Here is a 24,198-nt window from a genome sequence, read left to right on the forward strand (position 1 = left end):
CTCGCCGCTGACACAGCAGAGCGGCTCCCGACCAAAGGTCGAAAGCCGCAGCGGATATGTCAGCGTCAGGTACCCGACGCAGGCGTCGGCACACAATTGCTTCTGTCAGCGAACCGGGCCGGTGAACTTCTCGCCGGGGCCCTGTCCGGGCTCATCCTGAATCTCCGAGGCTTCGCGGAAGGCCAGCTGGAGGCTGCGCAGACCGTCACGCAGCGGACGGGCGTGATGGTCGCCGATGACGGTCGCGGCCCCTGTGACCAAGCCGGCGAGAGCGGTGATGAGCTTGCGCGCCTCGTCGAGGTCCTGCAGCTCGGCTGCCGGAACATCCGGGGAGTCTTCGGCCAGCCCGCATTTGACGGCGGCGGCAGACATCAGGTGTACGGCTGCGGAAGTGACGACCTCGACGGCGGGTACTTCGGCGATGTCACGGGTGACATCGGCAACCGCCTCGGCGGGTACAGAATTTTCAGAGCTCATGGGACTAGCTTGACATATGATTGACCCGACGATTGCATGTTCGGCTTCGATGTGCGAAGTGTCATGAAGCGTAGTACACTGAGTTGTGGTGCGAAGCGGAGTCTGACTCCCACCTTGATCGCGTAGAGCGATCGGGTCCAATGATCTGATGATCGAACGCCCGGGTGCAAGCTCGGGATCGAAGGTCTCAGATCGAGGTGTATTCACTTGATGCGTGACGGCGATCGAATCCGTTGCTCTGATGTGTGTGCAGGCTCCCTTGGCATGTGGTCAATGGGAGCCTTTTCTATTGCCACGACATCATTTGAGCTAAAAAGGAGTGAACACATCAGCGAGACGCGCATCAATGACCGGATTCGGGTTGCCGAGGTCCGGTTGGTCGGACCCAACGGTGAACAGGTCGGTATCGTTGCCATTCGCAAGGCACTCGACCTCGCAAGCGAGGCTGATCTCGATCTGGTCGAGGTCGCACCGCAGGCGAAGCCTCCCGTGGCCAAACTCATGGACTACGGGAAATTCAAATACGAATCTGCTCAGAAGGCCAGAGAAGCTCGCAAGAACCAAGCGAACACTGCGCTGAAAGAGATCCGCTTCCGTCTCAAGATCGATGAACACGACTATGAGACGAAGAAGGGGCATGTGACCCGCTTCCTCGCCGGTGGCGACAAGGTCAAGGTCATGATCATGTTCCGCGGACGTGAACAGTCCCGCCCCGAAATGGGCATCAAGCTGCTCAACCGCTTGGCCGAAGATGTGTCCGACCTCGGCACCGTCGAATCCTCACCACGGGTCGACGGACGCAACATGGTGATGGTCATCGGCCCACACAAATCTAAATCCGACGCCAAGGCCGAGGCCCGCAAGGCATCATCAGATGCCAAGGGCAGCGCCGCCGAGGTGAAGTCCCGACGTGATCGTGTCGCTGCCGAAAAGCAGGCAGCACCCGACACGTGAGAAGTAAGTACCGAATCGCTGGAGCCTGAACGGTTCCAGCGTGTGAAGTAGTTGTCGGTGGTCGCCACTGACAACGAAATGCAAAGGAGAACGGCTCGATGCCGAAGCAGAAGACGAACAGCAGCGCCAAGAAGCGCATGCGTGTCACGGGTACTGGCAAGATCATGCGTGAAGGCGTGAACAACCAGCACAAGTTCGAGGGCAAGTCCTCGGCCCGTAAGCGTCGCGTTGCCGAGGACCAGGTCCTCACCGGCGGAGATCGCGCCAAAGCCCGCAAGCTTCTGGGCAAGCTCAAGGGCAGGTGAGACCCTCTCGGGTCTCCAACCCGGGCAGCCACGCACGTGGTGCCCACAGCTTGAACCAGACTCCGGCACCGCCGGTTGAACCAATTTTGAAGGAGTAACACGTGGCACGTGTTAAGAGAGCGGTCAACGCTCACAAGAAGCGCCGGGTCATCCTTGACCGGGCAAGCGGCTACCGGGGACAGCGCTCGCGCCTGTACCGCAAGGCCAAAGAGCAGGTCATTCACTCGCTGGTCTACAGCTACCGTGACCGTCGCGCCCGCAAGGGTGACTTCCGTCGCCTGTGGATCCAGCGCATCAACGCCGGCGCCCGCGCCAACGGCATGACCTACAACCGCTTCATCCAGGGCCTCAAGGCCGCTGGTGTCGAGGTTGACCGCCGTATGCTCGCCGAGCTCGCCGTCAACGATTCAGCCACCTTCGCGCACCTGATCAAGGTTGCCAAGGAAGCCCTTCCGGCTGACGTCAACGCAGCGAAGACCGCTGCAGCCTGAGCTGCCGGTCCTCACGCTCTCAACGGCCCCGAACTGACTTGGTTCGGGGCCGTTGATTTTGTCTCAACCAGTCCCTCCAGCAAGAATGCGGGTCAGCGAAACTCCATGAAACTTCCAGACGCCATCTCCTCACCGAATTCGAAACGGGTCAAGAACGCGGTGAAGCTGCTCAAGCGTCACAGCCGCAAGACGATGGGCCAGTTCCTCGTCGAAGGCCCACAGGCGGTGCGTGAAGCTCTGGAACGGCATGCCGAGCTGGATCTTCCCGGCCAGGCACCCGGTACTCCCGACTGGGTCGGGTCGAACGTCGATCCGCAAGGTGGCGTCATCGAACTCTTCATCACCGAGGAGGCCGCCGAGGCTCATCTGGAGTTCGTCGAGACGGTCAAAGACTGTGACATTCGCTGGAACATCATCACCGATGAGGTGCTGACCGAGCTGTCCGCGACAGTCAATTCGCAGGGCGTCGTCGCCGTGTGTGAGCGCATCGATGTCGATCTGACTTCGGTCATCGACAAGGAGGCACAGCTCATCGTCGTGCTCTCTCAGGTCCGTGACCCCGGCAATGCCGGCACGATCATCCGCCTCGCCGATGCGGCAGGGGCCGACGCCGTGGTGCTCACCTCGTCGAGCGTCGACATCTACAACGACAAGACTGTGCGTTCGACCGCTGGCTCTCTGTTCCATGTTCCCGTGGTCACCGGCGTCGGCGTCGCCGAGGTGACCGAACTGGCCCGTGCCCGCGGCCTGCAGGTGCTCGCCGCCGATGCCAACGACCGAGCACACGACATCCACCATCCATGGGACACCGGACTCGACCTGACTGCCCGCACGGCTTGGGTCTTCGGCAACGAGGCCTGGGGGATGAAGGAGGCCGACCTGGAGCTCTGCGATGCCTCGGCGGCCGTGCCCATCTATGGGAAAGCCGAGAGCCTCAATCTGGCCACGGCGGCTGGGGTCTGCATCTACGAGAGTGCCCGCAACCAGCGGATGTGAGTATGAGCCTCGGTCGACACTCCTTCTGACCTCGACGTATTCCGGTTTTCGACAGTGATGTGAGAGCATAGATCATCGCGAGTATCGGGAAGGGATACGTGATGGACGAGCCACTGTTCGACGAAGAATTCGGCAATCGATCCTTTGATACTGTTCAGCAAGGTGAGAGCTGTCTACGCAGACTCAGGGAGCTTCGAATCGGTATTGATCGAGTCCAGCACGCCTTACGTGCCGGTGACCAGGCTGCACGTCAGGCAGATGAATTCAGCCCGAAGACTGCAGCTGGATTGCAGCGGTGGACGAACACGATACAGGAGCTGCGCCGTGGTCTTGCGACTGACGGTTGGGAATGTGAAGATCCGAAGAACTCGCCGCGTTTGGTCCGTGCAGATAAGGCTGTCTCGCTGGCGGTGGTGACCGGAGATAAGCACACAGGGGTACCTGAGCATTTTCCGAAGAATGCACATCCACTTGGGTCGACGATGGTGGATGCAATTCGTCATAACGACTCGAAACAGGTTGCCGGCCAGCAGCCGATTGAAGTGGTTGACTCGTTCGCCAAGGGAATTCTGGAGCTGAACTCGATTACTTGGGTGTTGCTATATCGAAGGACCGCGAAATTCGGGCTGCGGGCCGAGATCTCTTATCCAGCACTGACCCGCGACCGAGTCATCACTGATTGGAAAGAACGTTTGATTCTGCCAGAGGCAAAGTTTATTGAGGAGAACACACCATTGGACGCCGACACAGATGATGTCTATTTCGAGATCCGTGAAGCGTAACAGAGCGGTGCTGGATCCCACTAGAATCACGCTTGCACGAGAGCTCCGAGGGCTGAGCAAAACAGAGCTTGCCAAAATTCTCGGCGTGACACCTCGAACACTGCAGAAGTACGAATCCGAAGGTGCGCCAGTCGAACGGGCCAGCGTCCTTGCTGATGCAGTCGGAGTAGAACAGGAATTCTTCCGGTTGCCCGCAAACGAAGGACTCTCGACCGAGCAAGGTTTCTTCAGATCTCTTCGCCGTGCAACTGCAGCTCAGCGCAATACGGCCAGAGCTGCCGCAGCGATCGGCACCGAGGTGTACACGTTCATTACCGAACGCTTCAAGCTGCCTGTACCCAATATTCCAGAAATTGAGCAGTTGTCGCCTGCTCAGGCTGCCGCAACGCTGCGTGCAGCCTGGGGGAGGGGCACTGGGCCACTGCCAAACCTCATACAGCTGGCAGAAGCAAATGGAATTCGAGTACTGTCTTTGCCATCGAACGCAAAGACGGTGGATGCGTTCAGCTTCGTTCGCGATGACGAGGCATACATTTTCCTGTCGACGGTGAAGACAGCCGAACGTTCACGTTTTGACATTGCTCATGAGCTCGGTCATCTGGTGATGCACACTCGGGAATCCCCAACTGGCGCAACAGACACTTTGGCTAGTCAGGAGCTTGAGAGACAGGCGGACGAATTCGCAGCGGAGTTCCTGATGCCAGCGGAAGCTGTACTCCCTCGTTCCAGCAGAGAACCAGCCGTACCAGAGATCATGGAGCTGAAGGCAACCTTCAAAGTGTCTGCTATAGCGATGACAAAACGCCTCCACGACGTGGGTAGGGCTTCCGAGTGGGCCTATCGGCAAAATTGCGTTGAGCTCGCGAAGCGAGGATTTCGAGTAGGGGAGCCTGATGGAATCTCTCGCGAACGCTCGAGGGTGTTTGACACGGTATTCCCTGCGATAAGAGAGAAGCACAATCTACATGCTGAGGTTGCTGGTCATCTCGGGATAACGCTCGACCTATTGCACCAACTGACCTTTGCGCAGATACCTGTTTCGGTTACCGGAGACAAACAGAGAGCCTCTGGCGAAGGCCCCGACCTCAAGCTGGTGCATAGCCGGTGAGCCGAACTCGGAAGACGGAGTCGACTGAAGCTCCCCGCGCGCCGAAGATCACGCTGTCGAACCTGACTCCCGGATACCTCGGCGATATCGGTCTGGAGGATTTCCTCGAGGGCATGGAGTTCACAGACCTTGACCTCACCGAGGTGGATTCCACCCAGGCCACGTACCTGGACTGCTCCCTGTCCCGGGTGAACTTCGGCGCAGCCGAGTCTCCAGCGAACCTCACAGGCGCACGGTTCTCAGGAACAAAGATCGAGGATTGCCGCGCCGATACGTGGACGATGCCGCGGGGGAGCCTTCTGCACACCGAGATCTCGGGCACGCGGATCGGCGCCGGGGTGGCTCATGACAGCGTGTGGGAGAAGCTTGTTATCAGTAACTGCCGGATCTCCTATCTCAACCTGCGTTCAGCCAAGCTCACGGACGTCGAATTCCGGGACTGCGTCATCGACGAAATCGACCTTGACCGGTCCAGGGCCAACCGTGTGTCCTTCCCTGGCTCGAAGGTCGGGGTCCTGCAGTGCGAAGGTGCGACCCTGAGCAATGTGGACCTACGCGGTCTGCAGCCGCATAAGATCTCCGGCGTGCACTCGCTGCAGGGAACCACGATTGATGAGATGCAGTTGATGCTCTTCGCTGAACTTTTCGCCCGTGAGCTCGGGATCAGCGTCGAGTGACTGCCGCTCGAGGAAGGAAGCAGCACTGATGTTCTACGCGCCGATGGCGGGCTACCTGATCGTGGCAGCAGTCAGCGTCTTTCTCATCATTGCCCAGCGCAAACACGCGATCGGCAGAAACTCTGCAATCGGTATCCGGACGCGGCACACGCTCGCATCCGATGCCGCATGGGACGCAGGTCAATGAGCAGGCGTGCCCTACCTTGGCGCCATGGCCGGCATCAGCATCGGCCACGCCGCGGCACTGTTCGGCGTCGAATTGTCGGATGCCAGGACAGCCGGCCACGTATTGTCGGTACTCGGATGGGTGCTCATACTTGTCTGCGCTGTATTTGCCGGGAGAGCGGCAAATGCTGCGGCGAGGTCAGCTGGTTCCTGAAATCAGCTCTCCCGCCCGCCGTGTCGAATCAGCGAACGCCCAGCCCTACCGTTCGTCGAGCTCGGCGTCCTTCCGCTGGCTCAACTCGTCGATGAGCACTCGTTCGTTCTCCGAATAGTCGACGGGCACCACGACGACATGCACTCCGCCGGCGGCAAACGCCGACTCGAGCGTCTCGTGCATATCGTCGGGGTCCTCAAGTCTGTGCCCGGTAGCACCATAGGATTCGGCGTAGGCGACGAACTCAGGGTTGCCGAAGGTCAGCCCGTAGTCAGGCATGCCGTCGACTGCCTGCTTCCACCGGATCATGCCGTAGGCGCGGTCTTCGAGGATGAGGACGACGAGGTCGAGGCCCAGACGCACCGCCGTCTCCATCTCCTGGCTGTTCATCATGAACCCGCCGTCGCCCACGACCGCCATCACGCGGCGTTCTGGATGGGTCAGCTTGGCGCCGATGGCAGAGGGGAGCCCGGCTCCCATGGTGGCCAGCGCATTGTCGAGCAGCAGCGTATTGGCTCGAGTGGTGCGGTAATTGCGGGCGAACCAGATCTTGTACATCCCATTGTCGAGCGCAACGATGCCGTCCACGGGCATGACATTGCGGACCTCGGCGACGATGCGCTGCGGGATGAACCGTTCGTCGTCGGAGTTCTCTTCGATCTTCTCCAGAATTCTTGCCCGCATGGGCAGAAGTGCTCCGGCGTTGGGCACACGACCCACCAGCTCTACGGCGAGGCGGTCGAGGCTCGGACCCAGATCGCCGATGGTTTCGACCTGCGGGAAGTAGACCTGTTCGACGACGGCCGCACGATAGCCGACATGGACGACTGTCGGCCCGGTCTCATCCATGGTGAACGGTGGCTTCTCGGTCGAATCGTGACCGATGGTGACGATGACGTCGGCCTCATCGATCGCATCGTGAATGTAATCACGGTTGGTCAGGGCTGCGGTGCCCAGGTAGAGATCGGAGGATCCGGAGACGGATCCTTTGCCCATCTGCGTGGTGAAGTAGGGGATGCGCACCCGGGAGACGAACTTCGACAGTGAGGCGGTGCAGTCCGAACGAGAGGCATCTGCGCCGAGCATGAGCAATGGTCGTTTCGCACCTCGAATTGCCCCCGCAGCGGCTTCGACGGCATCCTCGCTGGCAATCGCCCGTCCCCTGTCGTGGGGCCGCACGAGTTGGTACTGGTCGAGTGGCATGGCAGCGATGTCTTCGGGCAGCTCGAGGTGGACGGGCCCCGGCCGTTCGGCCTGGGCGACGCGGAATGCCTCCCGGATCATTGTGGGAATCATCCTCGCCGAGGTGATCTGCTGGCTGGCCTTCGTCAGCGGCCTCATCGTCGCGACCGTATTGACGATCTGGAACCGTGCCTGCTCTGCCGTGCGGATCCCCTTCTGCCCGGTGATCATCAGCACCGGCATTCCGCCGAGGTGGGCGTAGGCGGCCCCCGTCGCGAGATTGAGGGCGCCGGGACCGAGGGTGGTCAGGCAGACTCCCGGCTTTCCCGTCAGTCGCCCGTAGGTCGCGGCCATGAAGGCGGCTGCCTGTTCATGGCGGGTGAGGATCAGGTCGATGGACGATCGGCGCAGAGAATCGACGAAGTCGACATTCTCCTCGCCGGGGATGCCGAAGATGCGCTCGACTCCCTCGTTCTCCAGGGCCTTCACCATGACATCGGAAGCTCGCTGAGTCGTCATGCTTCGACACTACATCCTTTGCCGTCGCGCCTCGATGGCACAGATCACAGATTTCCCCGACGATCGACAGGGTCTCATTGACTGCCGTCGGGACATGATTGAGGGCTGTCGATGCATTTTCCGCGACGCATGGTCGGGCGTGGTTTCACAGGCGATAGACTGATGCGCGGTAGAAGTGGCGTAGAAGTACGGCACCAACGCAGGCACATAAAGGACATTGATGACTGACCAGCTCGACCCATTGGACGAGTCGGCCGTGAATGCGGCCGTTGACGCGGCTCTGAGCGCATTCGCGGACGCACGCACCCTCGACGATCTCAAGGCCGCGAAGATCGAGTTCACGGGCGACAAGGCCCCGCTGGCGCTGGCCAACCGAGCCATCGGCGGACTCGACAAGGCCGAGAAAGCCGCGGCCGGAAAGATCGTCGGCAAGTCCAGAGGTCAGGTCAAGAAGGCACTCGACGCCCGTCAGGCCGAGCTGGAAGCCGAGCGCGACGCAGCCGTTCTCATCGAAGAGTCCATCGACGTCACGCTGCCCACTGACCGCAACCGCCTCGGCGCTCGCCATCCGCTCTCCCTCATCCAGGAACAGGCCGCCGACTACTTCATCGGCCTCGGCTGGGAAGTTGCCGAAGGCCCCGAGATCGAATCCGAGTGGCTGAACTTCGATTCCCTCAACTTCGGACCCGACCATCCTGCTCGCCAGATGCAGGACACCTTCTTCGTCGACCCTCCTGAGGCCGGCCTCGTCCTGCGCACCCACACCTCACCGGTGCAGTCGCGTTCGCTGCTGCAGCGCGGTGTCCCGCTCTACATCGTGTGCCCGGGCAAGACCTTCCGCACCGATGAACTCGATGCCACTCACACGCCGGTCTTCCACCAGATCGAGGGCATCGCCATCGACAAGGGCCTGACCATGGCCAACCTGCAGGGCACCCTTGACGGCTTCGCCCGCGAGATGTTCGGCCCGGAGTCGAAGACCCGCCTGCGCCCCAGCTTCTTCCCGTTCACCGAACCGAGCGCGGAAATGGACTTCTGGTTCCCCAACAAGGTCGGCGGGCCCGGCTGGATCGAATGGGGCGGCTGCGGCATGGTCCACCCCAATGTGCTCAAGGCCGCGGGCATCGACCCCGATGTCTACCAGGGCTTCGCCTTCGGTATGGGCATCGAGCGCACCCTGATGCTGCGCGAAGGAATCAACGATATGCATGACATGGTCGAAGGCGATGTGCGCTTCTCGGCCCGTTTCGGAATGAAGGCTTGATATGCGCGTCCCACTGAACTGGCTGGCCGACTATGTCGATCTCCCAGCCGAGACCGATCCCCATGCCCTCGCTGCCGAGTTCGCAGCCGTCGGTCTCGAGGAAGAGGACTTCTTCGGACCCGAGATCACTGGCCCACTCGTTGTCGGACGGGTGCTCGAACTCGTCAAGGAAGAGCACTCGAACGGCAAGACCGTCAACTGGTGCCGCGTCGACGTCGGCCCCGAACACAACGAAGCCCAGGATGATCCGAAGGACCCGCAGCCCGGTCCCGAGGTGCCCAGCCGCGGCATCATCTGCGGTGCGCACAACTTCGTGCCCGGCGACCTCATCGTCGCCTGCCTGCCCGGAGCCGTCCTGCCCGGTGACTTCAAGATCGCTGCTCGCAAGACCTACGGTCACAAGTCCGATGGCATGATCTGCTCGGCCAAGGAACTCGGCCTGGGCGAGGACCACGACGGCATCATCGTGCTGAAGAACCTCGGCCTCAGTGGCGAACCCGGTGACGATGCGATCGCCCTCCTCGGACTCGACCAGGTCACCCTCGACGTCAACGTCACCCCTGACCGCGGCTACCAGTTGTCGATGCGCGGCATCGCCCGCGAGTACGCGCAGATGAAGGGGCAGTCCTTCACCGACATCGGAAGCCCCACCGTCGCCGAGGTCAACGCCGCCACCGATGACGGGTTCCCTGTCGTCATCGAGGATTCCAACCCCATCAACGGGGTCGTCGGCTGCGACCAGTTCACCGCCTTGCAGGTCACCGGGCTCGACCCCGCAGCGACAACCCCGTTCTGGATGCAGCGCCGACTCATCGCCGCAGGCATGCGTCCCATCAGCCTCACCGTTGATGTCACGAACTACGTCATGCTCGAACTCGGCCAGCCGCTGCACGCCTACGACACGGCGCTGCTGGGCGAGGAGATCGTCGTGCGCCGTGCCCAGGCGGGGGAGAAGCTGACCACACTCGACGGTGTCGAACGCACACTCGATCCCGAGGACCTCCTCATCACCGATCGTGGCGGCAAGGGCGGCAAGATCATCGGCCTCGCTGGTGTCATGGGCGGAGCCGATGTTGAGGTGGGAGAGACGACCACCGACGTGGTCATCGAGGCCGCACATTTCGACCCGATCTCGATCGCCAGGACCGCCCGGCGGCACAAGCTGTCGTCCGAGGCCTCGCGTCGCTTCGAACGTGGAGTCGACCCGTTGCTCGGCCCCGTGGCCGCACGCCGCTGCGCTGACCTGCTCGTCGAACTCGCCGGCGGCACACTCAGCCCGGCGACAACACAGGTCGGGCAGGCTCCCGAACCCACCGTCATCGAGCTTCCGGTCAAGCGAGTCGACTCCCTCGTCGGCGTCGACTACACGACCGCCGAGGTGACTGGTCTGCTCGAAGGCATCGGTGCAGGCATCGAGGTCATCGGCAAGGACCGTCTGGCCGTGACCGTGCCCTCCTGGCGCACGGACATCACCGCAGACGTCGACCTCATCGAGGAAGTCGCCCGCACCGGCGGCTACGACCGGATCCCATCGATCCAGCCGGCCGCTCGCGCCGGACAGGGCATGACCGAAGCACAGCGCACGCGGCGCCGGATCTCGAATCTGCTGGCTGCCGACGGGTTCACCGAGGTGCTGTCGTACCCGTTCACGAACGACAAGCGGGACGATCAGCTGCGGCTCGAGGCTGATGATGTGCGCCGCAAGCACGTGCGCCTGGCCAACCCGATGTCCGAAGACCTGCCGCTCATGCGCACCACCCTGCTCTCGACTCTCGTCGACCTCGTGGTTCGCAACCAGGGCCGCGGGGCGAAGGACGTCGCACTCTTCGAGGCGGGACTGGTGTCCACCTCAGCGGGTCTGCCTGAGGGTCCCGGGCCGCGTCACCTGCCCGGATACCACCCGAGCGATGACGAGCTCGAGGCGATCTACGCCTCGGTGCCGCATCAGCCTTATCATTATGCCGGCATCATCTCCGGCAATGCGGAGATGCCCGGCGTCTGGGGCAAGGGCCGTAAGGCCGAGGCGACGGATGTCATCGACACCGTCCGCCGGATCGCTGCGCTCAATGGCCTCGAGGTCACCGTCGAGGCCGATCAGATCGCTCCGTGGCATCCAGGACGGGCGGCGAAGTTCGTCCTCGCCGATGGGCAGACTCTTGGCCATGCCGGTGAGCTGCACCCGAAGGTGTGCGAGAACCTCGGCCTGCCGGCACGGACGGTCGGATTCGAGATCGATCTTGACGCATTGCTGGCTCAGGAGGATCTGCGTGCCTGGGACGGTGCGCTGTCGACATATCCGGTGTCGCGTCAGGACGTTGCGCTCATCGTCGATGCCGAGCTGCCGACGCAGACTCTGGCCGCGACGCTGCGCGAAGGTGCAGGGGAGGAGCTCGAACTGCTAGAGACCTTCGACCTCTACACCGGTGACCAGCTGCCCGAGGGCAAGAAGTCGCTGGCGTTCCGCCTGACCTTCCGGGCCCCGGATCGTACGCTCAAGGCCGATGAGGCCTCGGCGATGCGCGAGGCGGCGACGAAGTTGGCTGCCGAGCGTCACGGCGCCGAAGTCCGCAGCTGAGAACAGTGCGTCACAGAGCCCGGTCGACCGATACAGTGGTTCGACCGGGCTTTGCCGTGTCCGCTCGAAGCATCACGGCAGAGCGCACAAGAACATCCGAACACGTTGGTGTGAGGATCTGTGCTGCGCACCACGACACCTGACCACTCGTACCCGATCACCGCTGAGGAGTCCCAACCATGTCCGAGAAACTGCCCTACGGAACAAACATGCCGACCACCGACGGAACCCCTGAGGCGACTGCGGTCCCGTCCGAGACGATTGCGCTCATAACCGGCGGTGCGCGCGGAATCGGACGCCATCTGTCGGAGGCATTCGCTGGTGCCGGATATCACGTGATCGTGACGGCTGCCTCGGCGAGCAATGCGGAGGCTGCGGCCGACGAGATCGCTGAAGCGACCGGGGGAGGGGTGACCGGTGTTGGGCTGCGCACCGATGACATTGCTGCGGTGAAGGCGCTGCGTGAGTCGGTGGTCGCGCTCGAGGCCGAGACGGGCAAGCGCCTGCAGGTGCTCATCAACAATGCGGGGCGCATCGAGTCGTCCGAGGGTCCGCTGTGGGACGCCGACCCGGAGAGCCTCAAAGCCGTTGTCGACGCGAACGTCACCGGGGTTGCGCTGATGATCAACGTCTTCGCACCGGTGCTCATGGCCGGCGCCGAGGCGACCGGTCGACCGAGCCGCATTATCGACCTCAACTCGGGGTCGGGAGCGAAGGGAACACCGGCGTATGCCGTGTATTCGGCGTCGAAGGCGTCACTGTTCCGTCTGGCCGATTCCGTTGTCCACTTCGGGCACGATAAGGGACTGCGCATCTTCGAGATGGCACCCGGTGTCGTCGAGACCGAGATGACGAAGTCGATGCCCGTGCATGATTTCCGACAGGGCGATGATTGGACCTCGCCCGCGCAGGTCACGGACCTCGCGTTGGCGTTGGCGTCGGGGACTTTGGACGCGTTCACTGGACGGTACGTCCGTGCGGGTGCGGACTCCGAAGAGTCACTGCTCGCCGAGGCGGCCAGCGGGTTGTCGGATTCGACCCGCCGGATCGTGCTCGGCTGAGATGGTTCCAGACGGAGCGTCGGCGACAACGAAGCCGCTTCGAACTCTGCTCATCGACAACGCCGATTCGTTCACGCTCAACCTCTTCCACCTCCTCGCCGAGGTGAATGGGTGCGCGCCGACTCTTGTGCCCAACGATTGGGCCGAGTTCGAGCTGAGCGTGCTGGACGAGTTCGACAATGTCGTCATCCCACCAGGACCGGGCACTCCGGAGCGGCCGGCCGACTTCGGCATCTGCGCCGAGGTGATCGAGCATTCCCCGATTCCGGTGCTCGGCGTGTGCCTCGGCCATCAAGGCATCGCGCATGTGCACGGGGGTGTTGTGGCGCATGCGCCAGAACCTCGGCACGGTCGGGTGTCTCCGATCAGGCATTCCGGTACCGGGCTCTTTGCGGGTCTGCCGTCGCCGTTCTCGGCGGTGCGGTATCACTCGCTCGCGGTCACGGAACTGTCCGAGTCTCTCTATGCGACGGCGTGGTCCGAAGACGGCGTCATCATGGCCTTGCAACATCGGACGAGGCCTCAGTGGGGAGTCCAATTCCACCCAGAATCGATTGCCTCCGAGGAAGCACGGACGCTGCTGCAGAACTTCGCCGAGCTGACTGAGGCGTGCAACCGGCAGGAACAGTACAAGAATGACCTACCGGCCAGCGAAGGTTGGGTTGAGAAGGACGTCGACTCCGATGACGACGTCCCCGCGGGGACGTGCGCATCTCTTGTTTCCACCCAAGCGAGTACCGGCCCTCTCGACGCTCGGCGCCACTACACTCTTGACACTGATGTACTCCCGCAGACGATCTCCGACGAACGTCTCTTTGCAGATCTCTTCGGTGATGAGCCCGAAGCCGTCTGGCTCGACGGAAACCTACCTGGAAACTACTTGTCCCGGTTCTCAATCATGGGTGCGCCGTCCGGTCCGCTTAGCAAAATAGCGACCGCCTCGGTGCCGGAAGGGACTGTCGAAGTTCGCTCAACCGGTGGCGAATCAGAGAACTTCATTCAGTCGTCCGGATTCTTCGACTGGCTCGATGCCGAGCTCGCTGGCACGACTGTCTCAGTGTCAGGTACAGGGGTTGAACCGCCCAGGGCCGGATCCGAAATCCCCGGCATGCGCGCGGGCATCCAAGGCCTTCCGTTCGAGTTTCGACTCGGGTGGGTCGGGTACCTCGGCTATGAGCTCAAAGCCGAGGTGGGCTCGCCGAACCAGCATCAGTCGGACCTGCCCGACGCCGTGATGATGTTCCTCGATCGTGCTCTCGTCATCGATCACGACGCCGACCGCATCCACCTGCTCGCACTGCGCGAACCTGAAGATCCTTCGGGCACTGCCGTGTCTCAAGAATGGTTCGATGACATCCGTGCACAGATCGAAGCAATCCCGGCTGACGACGTCGGTGAACTCGTTCAGCCGGGCGCTGCCTCGGCGCGGTTTGAGGACACATCTTCCTCCGGCCCCTCACGCTCACACTTGTCGGCACGGCATAGCCGACATGAATACCTCAACCTCATTGATCGAATACAGCGAGAGATCACCGACGGTGAAACGTACGAGGTGTGCCTGACGAACGTGCTTGAGGCTACGGTCGATTCACACGAGGACGCACTGGCGATGTACCTACGCCTACGTCAGGACAATCCGACGCCGTTTGGAGCGTTCATCCGGACCCGGGATGCAACGATTCTCAGCACGTCCCCGGAACGATTCCTGCGCATTGATGCCGATGGTCGAGTGGAGTCGAAGCCAATCAAGGGCACGCGTCCCCGCGGGGACACTCTCGAGGAGGACGAGGCGATCAAGGCTGAGCTGGCCGCCTCGGTGAAGGATCGGTCGGAAAATCTCATGATCGTCGATCTCGTTCGGCACGACCTCGGGCGTACGGCCAGTTTGGGGTCGGTGCAGGTGGACACGCTGTTCGGGATCGAGTCGTATGCGACGGTGCATCAGATGGTCTCGACGGTGAGTTCACGCTTGGCTGAGGACGCCAGTCCGGTGGCGTGTGTGCGGGCGGCGTTCCCACCAGGGTCGATGACCGGGGCGCCGAAGCTGCGGACGATGACGACCATCGAAGAGCTCGAGGCCGGCCCGCGTGGGGTGTACAGCGGAGCAGTCGGGTATTTCTCGCTTGGCGGTGCCGTCGATCTCAGCGTCGTCATCCGCACGCTCGTCGTTCAGGGTGAGACTCTGAGTTACGGGGTCGGCGGAGCGATCGTTGCGCTCTCGGATTCCGAGGAGGAGTACGAGGAGACAGTGGTGAAGGCGGCTCCGGTGCTGAGGTTGCTCGGTGGAGTGGAGTTCCCCGGCGAGGTTGTCGTTCATGCGAACGACCCGTCCGAACTGAGGACACATATCCATTTGACTGAGCAGATAGGCGATGTTGACGTCCACACCATGATCCCCGCCGAGGAGGCCGGACCGACCGATACCGCTGTGGCCGAATACTCGGGTGGAGTTGAGCGATGAACGTGTGGCTGTGGAATCAACAGGATCACCGTTTCGAGGAGCCTACGACGGACATCAGCTCATCGAAGCTGATGGCCGCCGATTCGTGGCTTGTTGAAGACGGGCGGGTACGAGCGTTCGACCTCCATCGGACACGGTTCGGTGATGCTGCTGCGCAGGTCGGGATGGGTGATGTGATCACCGACGATTTTTGGGCGGCAGTGGTCGAGAAGATCCCGGCGAAGGGGGAGTGGTTCCCGCGCGTAGATGTCCTCGATGTTTCTCCTGACGCCGAACGTGAGTTGGCATTCCGGTTGCGACCAGCACCGACTCGGAAGCAGGAGTTGAAGGTTCTCATCCCGCCATATTCCGACCCGCGAATCACTCCGAATCGGAAAGGCCCGGACATCGCATTGCTTGAGCGTGTGCGGGAGGACGCCGGTGAGCAGTACAGCTGTGACGAGGTATTGCTCATCAATGGGGACGGGTACGTCATCGAGGGAGCGACGACGAGCCTGCTGTGGTGGGATGAAGAGACGCTCTGTGCACAGGATCCGGAGTTGGGCGCACTGCCGGGAGTCACCTCGGCGGTGATCCTCGAGGAGGCTCGCGCTCGATCGGTTCCGATCGAGTTGCGGCGAGTGCGGCTCGAGGAGCTTATCGAGCACGAAGCATGGCTCGTCAACGCGCTCCACGGGATTCGGCGAGTGAGCGAACTCGTTGACGGGCGTGACTTTCACGACAGCGTGCAGCGCGGCGATGAGCCGAATCAAGCTTGGACTAAGCGAAGAAGCGGGCCCCATGCGGATGCGGTCCGGCTCGGCCGTTGGCGTGAATGGTTGGAAACGAATAGGGTCGCTCCGGGCATGTGAAGGCTCCGGGCGATGTAGTTGGTCAGGTTTCGGAACCCGAGTGCGGAGCCGCGCAGGTGTTCGAGCCGTCCGTTGAGCGCCTCGGTCGGCCCGTTGCTGGTGCCGGGTCGTTCGAAGTAGGCGAGCACGTCAGCGGCTCGCTTCTTCAGGGTCCGGTCCAGGGTGGTGAGCTCGGTGAGCACCTTGGGGACGCCGGCGCTGAGGTCGGTGATCAGCTTCTCCATGAGCTCGCGGCCACGTTGCCGGTCCTCGTGGCGATAGGCGGCGATCATGCGCTGGTAGACACCCCAGGCCGCCTCGACCTCGACGTGAGCGTCATCAACGAACAGCGCGCGTAGCCTGTCTCTCTGCTTGTCGGTGAGCAGGTCCGCGCCGGTGTGCAGCGTGCGCCGCGACTTGTAGAGCGTGTCCTCCCTGAACCCACGGTGCCCGTGGATCGCGAGTTGGACCCGGCGCCGGCACCTGTCGAGGGCGTCACCGGCCAGGCGCACGACGTGGAAGGGATCCATCACCGTGACCGCGACCGGGATCTCCTCTGCAGCGGCGGTCTTGAACCCGGTGAAGCCGTCCATCGCGACCACCTCGACCGCGTCACGGAAGGCGTCCTCGCGGTCGGCGAGCCAGGTCTTGAACGCCGCCTTCGACCGGCCCTCGACCATGTCCAGCAGCCTTGCTGGGCCGGCGCCATCGCGGACCGGGGTGAGGTCGATGATCACGGTGACGTACTTGTCGCCACGCCTGGTGTGGCGCCAGACGTGCTCATCGACGCCAATGACCTTCACGCCCTCAAACCGCGTGGGGTCGTTGATCAGCAGCCGCTTGCCTTCAGCCAGGACCGCGTTGGTGGCGGTGTCCCACGCGACCCCGAGCCCCTCGGCGACACGGGCGACGGTGAGGTGTGCGACCACGCTCCCTTCCAGCGCCCACCGCAGCCCGGTGCGCGAGAGCTTCGCGCGTGGCTCCGCCGCGGCGCTGGTGTCTTGGCGCCACACGTGTCCGCAGTCTGCACAGCGGTAGCGGCGCACTACAACTTCCAGCACGGCCGGTCGCCAGCCCAGCGGCTCGTGGGCCAACCGCCGGATCACGGTGTCACGAGCAGCGCCTTCGCTGCCGCACCGTCGGCACCACTGATCTGGTTCCACCACGCGGCACGCGAGGACCGCACGATCCGGTTCAAGTCGTTGTCCGGTCACGCTCAGACCGAGGCCGTCGAGTCGAGCGAAGGCGGTCAGGTCAAGGCGGCCGAAGCCGGCCGGCGGGGTAGCGTCGGACACGTCGAGGTCTTTCGGATGGATGGCGTAGGAACCTCCGTCGTCGGGAGACCTCGACGCCTATCTGCGGACCGACGCGCCCGGCCGACCTACACCGTCATCTGAGAAGACCCCTGAAACGTCTTCGACGACGGGACCGGCGAGGAGGAGGGCGCGGTGAGCTAAAGGAATGGAGCTTGCTCGGCTTCGACGCCGCCGCAAGCTCCGGTGAAACGGTCGGTACTGGTCGGTCGTCGTCGGTCACCACCGGATGGCGGCGTCCCCCACGCTCGGCGTTTGCTCAGGTCAGCGGCTCGTTCGCCCAGTGGGCGCATCAAGCGATAGACGCAAAGCCGACGTGATTAGGTCGTCGGTTCGATTCCGACAGGCGGCTCCGGCGAACAGCCCCTGCCCTGCGGAAACGCAGGGCAGGGGCTGTTCGGTTCTGGTGGTCGCGCGATGCGCTGGCCTCACGGCTCTGCCCGACACCGACGTCGCTCTCCTCTGCGACGGACCCCTCGCCGGCTGAGCGCTCGCGGCCGGCATCCTGTCCGTGTGCCGATAGGCCTCGCACCGCTCGGCAACGCAGCATGGCGTTGCGTCGCGACCTGGCGACGGCTCGGCGGGGCGCGATCGTCTCGTGCGTTGGCGGACTACGGGAGCTTGGACGCGAGGACGTCGGCCGCCAGGATCTCGGGTGCTGCGCTGAGGAGGTGCTGGTTGGCCGTCAGGGCTGCGACGATGGCGCCGTTGGCGTGGGCGTCGCGAGCGGCCTCGTCGTGGAATGCATCGAAGATCCAGAAGGTGTCGGCGTGGGTCCTGACCGCGAACCAGACAATCGTTCCTACTTCTTCGTTGGCGAGTGCGACAGCGCCGGCGAGCAGATCGGCGAGCGCGTCGTGCTGTCCATCGGCCGCGACGATCTTGGCGACGAAGGCATACGGAAGTGATGCGGGTGTTGACATGAGGGACTCTCCTTGAAGTCGTGATTCTTCGTGTGACGAGTTCAGCGTATGACGAGCGAGGGCCGGTGGGTAGTGGCGTATACGGCAGTATTGCTATTGTTTACGTCATGCGTATCGGACTGATCGCGATCGACGGCTGCTTCGGTTCGGCTATCGCGTCGATCATCGACATCGTGCGGGTAGCCGACGGAGCCCGCGGCGATGTCGACCCGCGGATCGACCCGATCGAACTCGCCATCCTCGGACCGAAACGGCGAGTGACCACGACGGCATCGATGACCCTGTCGGTGGACCACCCGCTGTCGGAGTCCGCAGAGTTCGACGTGGTCGTCGTCCCTGCGCTTGGAACCCTTACGGCCGCCGCTACCAACGACGCCCTCCAGAGCCGAGATGCTCGTTCGGTCATCGCCTCGCTCGGGCGCCTCGACGAGGCGACCACCCGGATCGCCGCGGCGTGCACCGGCGTGTTCGCTGTCGCCGAGACCGGACGGATGCATCATCGGCGGGCGACGACCAGCTGGTTCCTGGGGCCGGAGTTCCTGAAGCGCTATCCGACCGTCGCCCTCGATCTCGACACCATGGTCGTGGTCGACGGGAACCTCGTCACCGCCGGCGCCGCGTTCGCCCACATCGACCTCGCGCTCTCACTCGTGCGATCGATCAGCCCCGACCTGGCCCAACACGTCGCCAAGCTCCTCATCATCGACGAGCGCCCGTCGCAGGCGGCCTTCGTCGCCTACGAACATCTCCGGCACGAGGACCCGATCGTCGTCGAGTTCGAACGCTTCGTGCGCGCCCGACTGGACGAACCGTTCAACGTCGCCTTCGTCGCGCAGTCGCTCGGCACCAGCCGGCGCACCCTCGAACGACGAGTCCGTGCGGCGCTCAACCTCACTCCGCTCGGCTTCGTCCAACGGCTTCGCATCGAACGAGCTCGGCACCTCTCAGCAACCACGGACCTCACCTCCGCCGAGATCGCGCTACGGGTCGGCTACGCGAACGCCGAGACTCTGCGCTCCCTCCTGCGTAGGGAGCGACGCCGTTCCTGACCTATCGCCATGCCTGTAGCCGGTGTGCTAGTGCTCGACTGGAACCACCTCTCAGCACGTCGCGTCGACGCTCCTGCGTCGCCCCTGGACGACCAACTCGACACGCCCGCAGCACAGGCCATGTGACGTGTCCCGGCTTCCCGAGCGGTCGGGGTTGGGTGGCTGTGATGTTGCTGCGTTCTCGTCGAGAGGATCAGCAGACCCGATCAGAGTCGATTGGGATAAGACGCGAAGGCGGTCAGGTCAGGGCGGCCGAAGCCGGCCGGCGGGGTAGCGTCGGACACGTCGAGGTCTTTCGGATGGATGGCGTAGGAACCTCCGTCGTCGGGAGACCTCGACGTCTGTCTGCGGACCGACGCACCCGGCCGACCTACACCCTCATCTGGGAAGAGCCCGATTCTTTGGCTTGGACGTCCATCGTGGCTGCTCGGGGCGCAGTAGACCAACAGGGGTATGTTGACGATTTGCTGGAGACGGGCGACGAATTTGCAGATATGGCATAGCCCGAATCCTTACCGGTGTGGGATGGCTATCAGCAGATCGCAAATCTCAATTATGAGGTCGCAGGGCTCAAACTGGACATCACTCTAGGTCAAGACACTGATGGGCGATATCAGGAAGTTGCTGATTTTGGAAACGAACTTCTGGATATTTGTGATGATGAAGGCTATGAATGGGACTATGAGTTTGTATCTGATGTGTCACAGATTGAGGCATAAATAGGAATCAGTCCTGATTCGACTCCATTTGAAGGCGCACCGTTCTTGACCGGATGCGTTTTGGCTCGTGGCGATCACCGTTCCGATCGTCGCAGTCTCCGATGTTCAATGCCGAATGGTTACAGGCTCGTCCGCCATTATCCACTCGACGATTGCGGCAACATGAGCATCGACCGAGTCGAGGGCCGGTAGGGGAGCGGTCTCCGGTGGGACTAGCAGGCCGATCTCCGTGCACGACAGGGCCACAGCGTCAGCGCCACGAGCCTTGAGGTCGTTCATGATTTCGACGTAGCAGGCTCTGGAGGCATCGGTGAACTTCCCTTGGGTGAGTTCATCCCAGATGATCTGATCGACCTCGAGGCACGTTGCCTCATCCGGTACCAGAGTCTTGATGCCCTGTGCTTCGAGCCGGCCGGTATAGAAGTCTTCGAGCATCGTCCATCGGGTGCCGAGAACCGCCAGCGTCGAATACCCCTGGCGCTTCGCCAACTTCGCAATCGAATCGACCATGTGAATGAGAGGGGCATCGACCTGCGCCTCGATTGACGGGGCGCACTTGTGCATGAGGTTCGTGGCAATCGCGACAGCCTCGGCACCGCCATCGACCAAACGCTGTGCCGTCGAGACGAGCGACGCATCATTGCCCGCCCAGTCGTTGGCCTCCTGCAGCTCCCGGATATCGGCGAAGTCGCACGAGTCGAGCAGGATCTGCGCGGAATGGTGACCACCGAGCTGCTTGGCCACTACATCATTGATCTTCGTGTAGTACTCGATGCTCGAATGCCAGCTCATTCCACCCAGCAGACCGATCCTGCGCATACTCCAACTCCTCAACTTGGCAATGACTTCAACGCGACTACTTCCAGTGTGGTGCGCATCATCCGCCTCCGGTAGACCCAGATCGCTCTGCTCTGACATAAGCTGGACTTATGGCTACGGTCTTCGAGCAGGCTCTCGACCTCGGCGAGCCCAAACGTCTCCTCATCTTCGGCGCCATCGCCGAATCCGGCAGCATCGGTGCCGCCGCCCGTGAACTCGGCTGGTCCCAACCAGCACTGTCACAACACATGAACGCCCTGGAAAAGGACCTCGGTGTCACCCTCTTCGACCGCACTCCACGCGGCATCCGACTGACCACCGCCGGCCAACTCGCTCGTATCCGCGCGAACGAAGTGGCCGCTTCGGTGAAGGGACTGCGCAGCGACCTCGCGAAAGCCTTCGGCCTCGGCGGACGCAATGTCCGGCTCGCTGGATTCCCCAGCTTCGTCATCGGCCCCTTGGCTGCAGCACTCGGCAGGCTCGAGGCAAACGCGGGCACAAATACCGACTCGCCGCTTCACCATTCGTACGAAGTCTCCGAGGTCGAACCTCCCGAAGCGCTGCGCCTCCTCGATGACGGCGACATCGATATCGCCTTCCTCTTCCATCACGAAGACGAAGCCCCACCCGAGCTGCCCGGACACATAACCGTCGACCTCGGTGCCGACCACCTCGACCTGCTCGTGCCCGAACGCTGGAACCGTGCCGGCCAGATCCAACACCTCAACGACGTCGCCGAGCTGCCGTGGATCATGGGATGCGTGCGCTGCCGGTCCACCGCCGAACGCCTCTGCCGCACCGCCGGCTTCGAGCCCCGTACCCGGCACATCACCGATAACCCCGGCGCCATCCAATCACTCGTCTCCAATGGACTCGGTGTCGCGTTGCTCCCTCGCAGCGCTCGCCGCTACTCCAAAATCCCGGGCATCGACCCCATCGCCCTTCAAGAGGCGGGCGCCCGTCGTGTCACCGCGATGATCCCCGACGGGCTGGCGGACGCCTCCGAGGTTGTCGACCTGATCGATGCATTGCGAGCTGCCGACGTGACCGGCAGTGGGGCAGGCGCCGCAACCGGTGTGGAAACAATGGAAGTCGCGAACGGTGCAGGCGCCACCAGCACCTCGACCGACGGCTACAGTGACTCCTGATGAGTACGTTCACCAAAGTCCTCGATAGGTGGCTGACGGTCACCACGGCCGCGGCGATCATCGTGATGATGCTCCACATCGTCACCCACGCCCTGGCGCGGTCGATCTTCCATGCCCCGATCTACGGCACCAACGAGATCGTCGAATACTGGTACCTGCCCATCGTCGCGCTCCTCGGCATCCCCGCCGCCCAGCTGCAGAAGGAACACATCACCGTGACCATGGCCATCGAGCGGGCAAAACCCGCCACCGCTGCGGTATTTACGGTCTTCGCATGCCTCCTCGGCGCACTCGTGTCGATCGCTTTCGCCTGGTTCGGGCTGAGCAAGGCACTGGAAAACACGGCTATCGGATCGACCGCCGATGTCTCCGCCGTCATCACCTGGCCCGTGTACTACCTCGTGCCGGTCGTGTTCGTCCTCCTCGCTGTGCTTTACATCCTCGATGCCGTCGCCATCCTCCGTCGCCGCACCGAAGCAGGGGAGCAGCAGTGAACGCGAACACCGACTTCACCGGTGCACCCCTGCTGCCAGAGGACGCGAGCACCGCGAATGTCATCGGCATGACGACCCAGAAACCAGCCACCGCACTCTTCCCATCAGGCTCCCGCCGCGAACGCCCCGGCGTACTCGCGCTGACTATCGGGTTCGGACTCGTCGCCGTCTGCCTCGCAGGCCTCTTCACCAGCCCATCTGCGGCCATTGGGGGAGCCTGGTGCATCGGGATGATGCTCGTCCTCCTCTTCCTCTCCGTGCCCGTGGCCATCGCCTTGTCCGTGCCCTCGATCATCGGCGTCTACGCCGTCTCCGGCGTCCCAGCGACGATGAACATCCTGGCCACCGCCCCATTCAGCGCCGTCTCCGACTGGTCGATGAGTGTGCTTCCCATGTTCATCTTCATGGGCATGCTGCTCACCCAATCAGGACTCTCCGGCAAGGTCTACCGCGTCGCCGACCACTGGTTCAGCTGGCTGCCCGGCGGCATCGGCATCGGCACCACCTTCGCCGGGGCTGGACTGTCGGCCGTCACCGGATCGACCATCGGCATGACCTACGCCCTGGGCCGAGCCGGCATCCCCGAAATGCTCAAAGCCGGCTACGACCGACGCATGGCCGTCGGCACAATCATGGTCTCCGGCATGACAGGCAATCTCATCCCACCGTCGATCCTCATGGTCATCTACGCCGGCATCGCCTCCGTGCCCGTGGGCCCGGCACTCATGGCCGGCGCCCTGCCCGGAATTCTGCTCGCCCTGTGCTTCGCCGTCTTCATCTTCGCCATCGGTGTCATCGCTCCGAAGCTCGTCGGCCGCGGCGTCGACACCGCCGACCGTACGACACCTACCTGGCGCCAACGGCTGACCTCACTCGGCGGAGTCTGGGGCTTCCTGGTCATTCTCGTCGTTCTCTTCGGCGGCATGTTCTCCGGCATCTTCACCCCCACCGAGGCCGGAGCCGCAGCCGCACTGTGCTCCGTTCTGCTGTGCCTGTGGGAAAAGCGGGGCGACCATCCCTGGCGAAAGATCGCGGACTCGGCCATGGCCACGGTGTCGGCCACGTCGGCGATCTTCTTCATCATGATCGGTGCGACGATGCTCACCAGCCTGCTCGCGATCACGGGGCTGGCCCCCATCCTCACCGGCTTCATCACCGACCTGGGGCTGTCCCGGTTGGGCTTCCTGCTCGTGCTCATCGTCCTCTACATCATCATGGGCATGTTCTTCGACACCATGTCGATGATGCTGCTGACCATCCCGATCCTGCTGCCGACGCTGGAGACGATGGGAGTCAGCCCGCTCTGGTTCGGTGTCTTCGTCGTTCTCCTCGGCGAGTTCGGCATGATCACCCCGCCGGTCGGCATCATTCCCTACATCATCCACAGCATCGTCAAGGACAAGGCCGTCAACCTCGGGCACACCATCACGCTGCGCGACATCTTCATCTCCCTGCTGTGGTTCCTCCCCGTCGCCGTGGTCTTCCTCGTCCTCCTGGTCGCCGTACCAGGCATGACCGAATGGCTGCCCGATCTCATCGAGCGCACCAGCGGTGGCATGGCCAGTAGCTGACCCTCGCCGAGGTGGCCCTGCAGTTCCGTCGCACACGCCGTTGCGGGGATTCCGGGCGGTGTGAGGGGAGTCATAACAGGGCGGACCCATTCAGATCTATG

Annotated in this window: 22 protein-coding genes; 17 read left to right on the forward strand and 5 right to left on the reverse strand. The window is 62.9% G+C overall.

Going from position 1 to position 24,198, the window contains the following annotated elements:
- Positions 1-105: 105 nt before the first annotated feature.
- Positions 106-477, reverse strand: coding sequence for a DUF1844 domain-containing protein (locus BLT92_RS16790; protein ID WP_092107433.1), 372 nt, complete (start codon positions 475-477; stop codon positions 106-108).
- A gap of 273 nt (positions 478-750) precedes the next feature.
- Here BLT92_RS16790 and infC point away from each other — a divergent pair, with 273 nt between their 5' ends.
- From infC to BLT92_RS20520, 8 genes are all read left to right on the forward strand, one after another.
- Positions 751-1,431 carry a translation initiation factor IF-3 gene (gene infC / locus BLT92_RS16795; RefSeq protein WP_197679631.1) on the forward strand — a complete coding sequence of 227 codons (681 nt, stop codon included), beginning with the start codon at positions 751-753 and terminating at the stop codon, positions 1,429-1,431.
- Positions 1,432-1,529: 98 nt separating this feature from the next.
- On the forward strand, positions 1,530-1,736 hold the full coding sequence (rpmI, locus tag BLT92_RS16800) for a 50S ribosomal protein L35 (RefSeq protein WP_009885053.1): 207 nt from the start codon (positions 1,530-1,532) through the stop codon (positions 1,734-1,736).
- A 101-nt stretch (positions 1,737-1,837) separates the two neighbouring features.
- Entirely contained in the window at positions 1,838-2,227 is a 390-nt protein-coding gene (rplT, locus tag BLT92_RS16805) for a 50S ribosomal protein L20 (protein ID WP_009885052.1), read from the forward strand.
- 105 nt (positions 2,228-2,332) lie between these two features.
- Positions 2,333-3,223: a TrmH family RNA methyltransferase gene (locus BLT92_RS16810; protein WP_092107438.1), complete on the forward strand. Its 891-nt coding sequence runs from the start codon at positions 2,333-2,335 to the stop codon at positions 3,221-3,223.
- Between the two features lie 101 nt (positions 3,224-3,324).
- Positions 3,325-4,005, forward strand: coding sequence for a hypothetical protein (locus BLT92_RS16815; RefSeq protein ID WP_092107440.1), 681 nt, complete (start codon positions 3,325-3,327; stop codon positions 4,003-4,005).
- Positions 3,977-5,113, forward strand: coding sequence for an XRE family transcriptional regulator (locus BLT92_RS16820; protein WP_269457397.1), 1,137 nt, complete (start codon positions 3,977-3,979; stop codon positions 5,111-5,113). The genes BLT92_RS16815 and BLT92_RS16820 overlap by 29 nt, the downstream gene beginning before the upstream one ends.
- A complete protein-coding gene (locus BLT92_RS16825; RefSeq protein WP_092107444.1) occupies positions 5,110-5,790 on the forward strand; it encodes a pentapeptide repeat-containing protein in 681 nt (226 codons plus the stop codon). The genes BLT92_RS16820 and BLT92_RS16825 overlap by 4 nt, the downstream gene beginning before the upstream one ends.
- Positions 5,791-5,818: 28 nt before the next feature.
- Positions 5,819-5,977, forward strand: a complete 159-nt coding sequence (locus tag BLT92_RS20520; RefSeq protein ID WP_157691482.1) for an SdpI family protein — start codon at positions 5,819-5,821, stop codon at positions 5,975-5,977.
- 237 nt (positions 5,978-6,214) lie between these two features.
- On the opposite strand, the gene BLT92_RS16835 is transcribed toward BLT92_RS20520, so the two are convergent.
- On the reverse strand, positions 6,215-7,870 hold the full coding sequence (locus BLT92_RS16835; protein ID WP_092107448.1) for an acetolactate synthase large subunit: 1,656 nt from the start codon (positions 7,868-7,870) through the stop codon (positions 6,215-6,217).
- 220 nt (positions 7,871-8,090) lie between these two features.
- On the opposite strand from BLT92_RS16835, the gene pheS reads away from it, so the two are divergent.
- The 5 genes from pheS to BLT92_RS16860 all read left to right on the forward strand — a co-directional run bounded on the left by pheS (position 8,091) and on the right by BLT92_RS16860 (position 16,082).
- The gene (gene pheS, locus BLT92_RS16840) at positions 8,091-9,134 is read left to right on the forward strand and encodes a phenylalanine--tRNA ligase subunit alpha (protein ID WP_092107450.1); all 1,044 of its coding nucleotides are present in this window, start codon (positions 8,091-8,093) and stop codon (positions 9,132-9,134) included.
- Between the two features lies 1 nt (position 9,135).
- On the forward strand, positions 9,136-11,709 hold the full coding sequence (gene pheT, locus BLT92_RS16845) for a phenylalanine--tRNA ligase subunit beta (protein ID WP_092107453.1): 2,574 nt from the start codon (positions 9,136-9,138) through the stop codon (positions 11,707-11,709).
- Between the two features lie 179 nt (positions 11,710-11,888).
- Positions 11,889-12,770 (forward strand): SDR family oxidoreductase, encoded by an 882-nt coding sequence (locus tag BLT92_RS16850; RefSeq protein ID WP_092107455.1) that lies wholly within the window; start codon positions 11,889-11,891, stop codon positions 12,768-12,770.
- Between the two features lies 1 nt (position 12,771).
- A complete protein-coding gene (pabB, locus tag BLT92_RS16855) occupies positions 12,772-15,231 on the forward strand; it encodes an aminodeoxychorismate synthase component I (protein ID WP_172802612.1) in 2,460 nt (819 codons plus the stop codon).
- Positions 15,228-16,082 carry an aminotransferase class IV gene (locus BLT92_RS16860; protein ID WP_092107457.1) on the forward strand — a complete coding sequence of 285 codons (855 nt, stop codon included), beginning with the start codon at positions 15,228-15,230 and terminating at the stop codon, positions 16,080-16,082. Before pabB ends, BLT92_RS16860 begins: the two co-directional genes overlap by 4 nt.
- Here the strand turns inward: BLT92_RS16860 and BLT92_RS16865 are convergent.
- Positions 15,980-17,356 (reverse strand): ISL3 family transposase, encoded by a 1,377-nt coding sequence (locus tag BLT92_RS16865; protein ID WP_231938889.1) that lies wholly within the window; start codon positions 17,354-17,356, stop codon positions 15,980-15,982. The two genes, BLT92_RS16860 and BLT92_RS16865, sit on opposite strands and share 103 nt — an antisense overlap.
- A gap of 629 nt (positions 17,357-17,985) precedes the next feature.
- The gene (locus BLT92_RS16870; protein ID WP_092107459.1) at positions 17,986-18,297 is read right to left on the reverse strand and encodes a putative quinol monooxygenase; all 312 of its coding nucleotides are present in this window, start codon (positions 18,295-18,297) and stop codon (positions 17,986-17,988) included.
- Positions 18,298-18,404: 107 nt separating this feature from the next.
- On the opposite strand from BLT92_RS16870, the gene BLT92_RS16875 reads away from it, so the two are divergent.
- Positions 18,405-19,346, forward strand: coding sequence for a GlxA family transcriptional regulator (locus BLT92_RS16875; RefSeq protein ID WP_062244175.1), 942 nt, complete (start codon positions 18,405-18,407; stop codon positions 19,344-19,346).
- Positions 19,347-20,170: 824 nt separating this feature from the next.
- On the opposite strand, the gene BLT92_RS16890 is transcribed toward BLT92_RS16875, so the two are convergent.
- Positions 20,171-20,884: an aspartate/glutamate racemase family protein gene (locus BLT92_RS16890; protein WP_092107465.1), complete on the reverse strand. Its 714-nt coding sequence runs from the start codon at positions 20,882-20,884 to the stop codon at positions 20,171-20,173.
- Between the two features lie 110 nt (positions 20,885-20,994).
- Here BLT92_RS16890 and BLT92_RS16895 point away from each other — a divergent pair, with 110 nt between their 5' ends.
- From BLT92_RS16895 to BLT92_RS16905, 3 genes are read left to right on the forward strand one after another with little or no spacing between them, the layout of a single operon-like run.
- Positions 20,995-22,032, forward strand: a complete 1,038-nt coding sequence (locus BLT92_RS16895) for a LysR family transcriptional regulator (RefSeq protein WP_231938890.1) — start codon at positions 20,995-20,997, stop codon at positions 22,030-22,032.
- On the forward strand, positions 22,032-22,526 hold the full coding sequence (locus BLT92_RS16900) for a TRAP transporter small permease (protein WP_092107467.1): 495 nt from the start codon (positions 22,032-22,034) through the stop codon (positions 22,524-22,526). The genes BLT92_RS16895 and BLT92_RS16900 overlap by 1 nt, the downstream gene beginning before the upstream one ends.
- Positions 22,523-24,097, forward strand: a complete 1,575-nt coding sequence (locus BLT92_RS16905) for a TRAP transporter large permease (RefSeq protein WP_231938891.1) — start codon at positions 22,523-22,525, stop codon at positions 24,095-24,097. The genes BLT92_RS16900 and BLT92_RS16905 overlap by 4 nt, the downstream gene beginning before the upstream one ends.
- The last annotated feature ends 101 nt before the right edge of the window (positions 24,098-24,198 follow it).

The organism is Brevibacterium picturae (assembly GCF_900105045.1).
Classification (GTDB): domain Bacteria; phylum Actinomycetota; class Actinomycetes; order Actinomycetales; family Brevibacteriaceae; genus Brevibacterium; species Brevibacterium picturae.

Coding starts and splice junctions, on each gene's coding strand:
- BLT92_RS16835 (WP_092107448.1), bottom strand. CDS start 7,870: ATGACGACTCAGCGAGCTTCCGATGTCATGGTGAAGGCCCTGGAGAAC.
- infC (WP_197679631.1), top strand. CDS start 751: ATGGGAGCCTTTTCTATTGCCACGACATCATTTGAGCTAAAAAGGAGT.
- pheS (WP_092107450.1), top strand. CDS start 8,091: ATGACTGACCAGCTCGACCCATTGGACGAGTCGGCCGTGAATGCGGCC.
- BLT92_RS16790 (WP_092107433.1), bottom strand. CDS start 477: ATGAGCTCTGAAAATTCTGTACCCGCCGAGGCGGTTGCCGATGTCACC.
- BLT92_RS16875 (WP_062244175.1), top strand. CDS start 18,405: ATGCGTATCGGACTGATCGCGATCGACGGCTGCTTCGGTTCGGCTATC.
- pabB (WP_172802612.1), top strand. CDS start 12,772: ATGGTTCCAGACGGAGCGTCGGCGACAACGAAGCCGCTTCGAACTCTG.
- BLT92_RS16850 (WP_092107455.1), top strand. CDS start 11,889: ATGTCCGAGAAACTGCCCTACGGAACAAACATGCCGACCACCGACGGA.
- rpmI (WP_009885053.1), top strand. CDS start 1,530: ATGCCGAAGCAGAAGACGAACAGCAGCGCCAAGAAGCGCATGCGTGTC.
- BLT92_RS16810 (WP_092107438.1), top strand. CDS start 2,333: ATGAAACTTCCAGACGCCATCTCCTCACCGAATTCGAAACGGGTCAAG.
- BLT92_RS16870 (WP_092107459.1), bottom strand. CDS start 18,297: ATGTCAACACCCGCATCACTTCCGTATGCCTTCGTCGCCAAGATCGTC.
- BLT92_RS16890 (WP_092107465.1), bottom strand. CDS start 20,884: ATGCGCAGGATCGGTCTGCTGGGTGGAATGAGCTGGCATTCGAGCATC.
- pheT (WP_092107453.1), top strand. CDS start 9,136: ATGCGCGTCCCACTGAACTGGCTGGCCGACTATGTCGATCTCCCAGCC.
- BLT92_RS16815 (WP_092107440.1), top strand. CDS start 3,325: ATGGACGAGCCACTGTTCGACGAAGAATTCGGCAATCGATCCTTTGAT.
- BLT92_RS16900 (WP_092107467.1), top strand. CDS start 22,032: ATGAGTACGTTCACCAAAGTCCTCGATAGGTGGCTGACGGTCACCACG.
- BLT92_RS16820 (WP_269457397.1), top strand. CDS start 3,977: ATGTCTATTTCGAGATCCGTGAAGCGTAACAGAGCGGTGCTGGATCCC.
- BLT92_RS20520 (WP_157691482.1), top strand. CDS start 5,819: ATGTTCTACGCGCCGATGGCGGGCTACCTGATCGTGGCAGCAGTCAGC.
- BLT92_RS16860 (WP_092107457.1), top strand. CDS start 15,228: ATGAACGTGTGGCTGTGGAATCAACAGGATCACCGTTTCGAGGAGCCT.
- BLT92_RS16895 (WP_231938890.1), top strand. CDS start 20,995: ATGGCTACGGTCTTCGAGCAGGCTCTCGACCTCGGCGAGCCCAAACGT.